General features: G+C 44.3%; 1 protein-coding gene. It reads right to left on the reverse strand.

Features of this window, described 5'->3' with window-relative positions:
• The coding region (locus tag ACM0OZ_RS48410; protein ID WP_414590084.1) for an amino acid adenylation domain-containing protein at positions 1-2702 on the reverse strand (2702 nt) is incomplete at both ends.

A 2702-nucleotide genomic window follows, 5' to 3' on the forward strand; every position in this document is an offset into this window, starting at 1 on the left:
CCGCTCCAGCCCTAATAGTGGTTTCGATGTTCTCAGCAAAGCTGGCTACAGTGGAAGCTTCAAAAAGGTTGCGTAAAGGCAACTCCACCTGAAAGGCATTGCGTACTCGCGAGATTAACTGGCTAGCTAAAAGAGAATGCCCTCCCAACTCAAAGAAGTTGTCGTAGATACTTACTTTTTCTAGCCCGAGTATCTCAGCCCAAATTCCCACCAACATTTCTTCTATGGGGGTTCGAGGAGCCGCAAAAGTGCCTTTCAGTTCAGTGGTTAAATCGGGTACGGGCAATGCCTTGCGGTCTAGCTTACCGTTAGGTGTTAGTGGTAGGGTCTCCAGAATCACAAATGCCGAGGGCACCATATATTCTGGTAGCTTGTCTTGCAAGAAACCCTGTGCCCCAGCAATTAATTGACGTGGATTACTCCAAATTGTTTGGAACTCACTTACAAGCTGACTATCAGACTCAATTTGAAGTTTCTGCTCTTTGGGTAGTTGCACAGCATAAATGTTATACAGGTTAGTGTCTTTAAGCCTAATATCCTGCTCCACAGTTAAGTTGTACCCGTGGCTCTCAAGTAGCATTTTAACGCGTTCCAATTGGTTATTTATGTCGTGAACTTCCACAACAATCTGCTTGATCTTCTGCCAATCGTCCTCTTCGATACCACCAAGTACATCTAGTTCACTTTTCTCGACGTCAATTTTCAGCAGATCGATCCGCTCAATACCATGTTCATGGAGCACACTAGAAAGTGTTTTCAGTTGGCAAGTAAAACGTTCGCTACTTAACCGCTCTTTTAAGAACTCATTTAGCATCTCATTGAGTTCTTTTGTAGGTAGCGCTGTCTTATTTGCTTTTATCTGCTGCTGGTTAAGCATAAAGGACTTGACAATTTCTTGTTCTTCTACGGCTTCTGCAAAGCGCCCGGAGATAATGGAAACGTAAGGATAATATGTAAACACATCAGTCCCTACCTCACTAGACAGGCCATATTCAAACAGCTTGACGTTCAATCCATATAAAGCAGAATTAATACGTAAAATTTCAAAGACAGGTGGAATCGGCTCAAATGCATAAATAACAGCATTTTTACACACCTGACCTACAAAAAGCGTAAACAAACCAATGTTAGCACCTACATCAAAAATGCAATCCCCTTCATTGAAAGTGATTCCATTCCTCAAATAAGTATTATCCTCAAAGATCTCCCTATATACAAAATCTGTTTCCCCTTTGTTCTGGTGGATGATGGGCATACCATTTGGCAACTCGTACTGTAGCCGATCGGCAAGAAGACCCTCTCTTTTTAAACAAAGCAATTGCCGAACTGTAAACGCATGATTTTGATCGGGGATAAGATATGCTACAAGGCGTGTATCACCGACTGCATATTCCCTAGCAACAACAATGGCTTCCTGAACTGCAGGGTATTGGTTCAACACAGATTCAATTTCCCCTAGCTCGATACGGAAGCCACGAATTTTCACTTGGTTGTCAATACGACCGAGGTATTTTACGTCTCCGTTAACTCGATAGCACGCCAAATCTCCAGTCTTATACAAGCGTGCACCTGGTTCATTGCTAAAAGGATTCGGAATAAACCGTTCACCAGTTACGTCTGGGCGGTTGAGATAGCCACGGGCGAGACCAGCACCACCTACGTATATTTCACCTGGAACTCCAATGGGCACAGGTTGTAAGTACTGATCTAGTATGTAAACCTGAAGGTCAAGAATGGGACGACCAACAATACTGGCCGAAGTCTCACTTAACTCAGCTTCTAACAATCGGTGATAGGTGACGTGTACAGTTGTTTCCGTGATCCCATACATATTGATCAACTGAGGTACTTGATCCCCATGACGCTTCAACCACGGCTTCAAGCTTTGCGGTTCATAGGCTTCTCCAGCAAATATAACCAAGCGTAGAGCCAGATTTTGAGCAACACCTAAAGTTTCTTCAGCTTCAATAAGTTGGTAGAAAGCAGAAGGTGTCTGATTGAGAACTGTTACCTGCTCTCTACAAAGTAGGTTATAGAACTCTAAGGACGATCGGCTTATCCAGTAAGACACTAACACCAACCGCCCGCCATGAAGGAAAGCGCCCCAGAGTTCCCAGACTGAGACATCGAATGCAGAGGAGTGGAAAAGTGTCCACACATCAATTTCGTTGAAGTTAAACCATGACTGAACCGCTTTAAAAAGGCGGACTACATTTGAATGGTTGACTAAGACGCCCTTAGGCTTACCTGTTGAGCCAGAAGTATATATTATGTAAGCTAAATTTTCCCCTGTGGTTTTACTGACAGGATTTTCCTTGCGCTCTTGTGCAATGACGTTCCAATCACGCTCCAGGCATATCACTTGCACTTTGGGAGCAGAAAGACATGAAACCAAATGCTGTTGGGTCAACAGCACGGAGACTTGGGCATCATTCAACGTATACGTCAAGCGCTCTAGAGGATAGGCAGGGTCAATAGGTACATAAGCAGCCCCTGCCTTGAGAATGCCTAACAATCCCACCACCATCTCCACAGAGCGCTCCACACAAATGCCGACCCGTGTCTCTGGTCCTACGCCTAGCTTTTGTAAGTATTGTGCTAACTGGTTTGCCTGTTGGTTGAGTTGTTTGTAAGTCAGTTGTGTATCTTCAAACACGACGGCTACAGCATCGGGTGTTTGTTCCACTTGGGCTTCAAACAGT

Origin of the sequence: Scytonema sp. PCC 10023 (assembly GCF_963920835.1) — a bacterium.
Classification (GTDB): Bacteria; Cyanobacteriota; Cyanobacteriia; order Cyanobacteriales; family Nostocaceae; genus Kalymmatonema.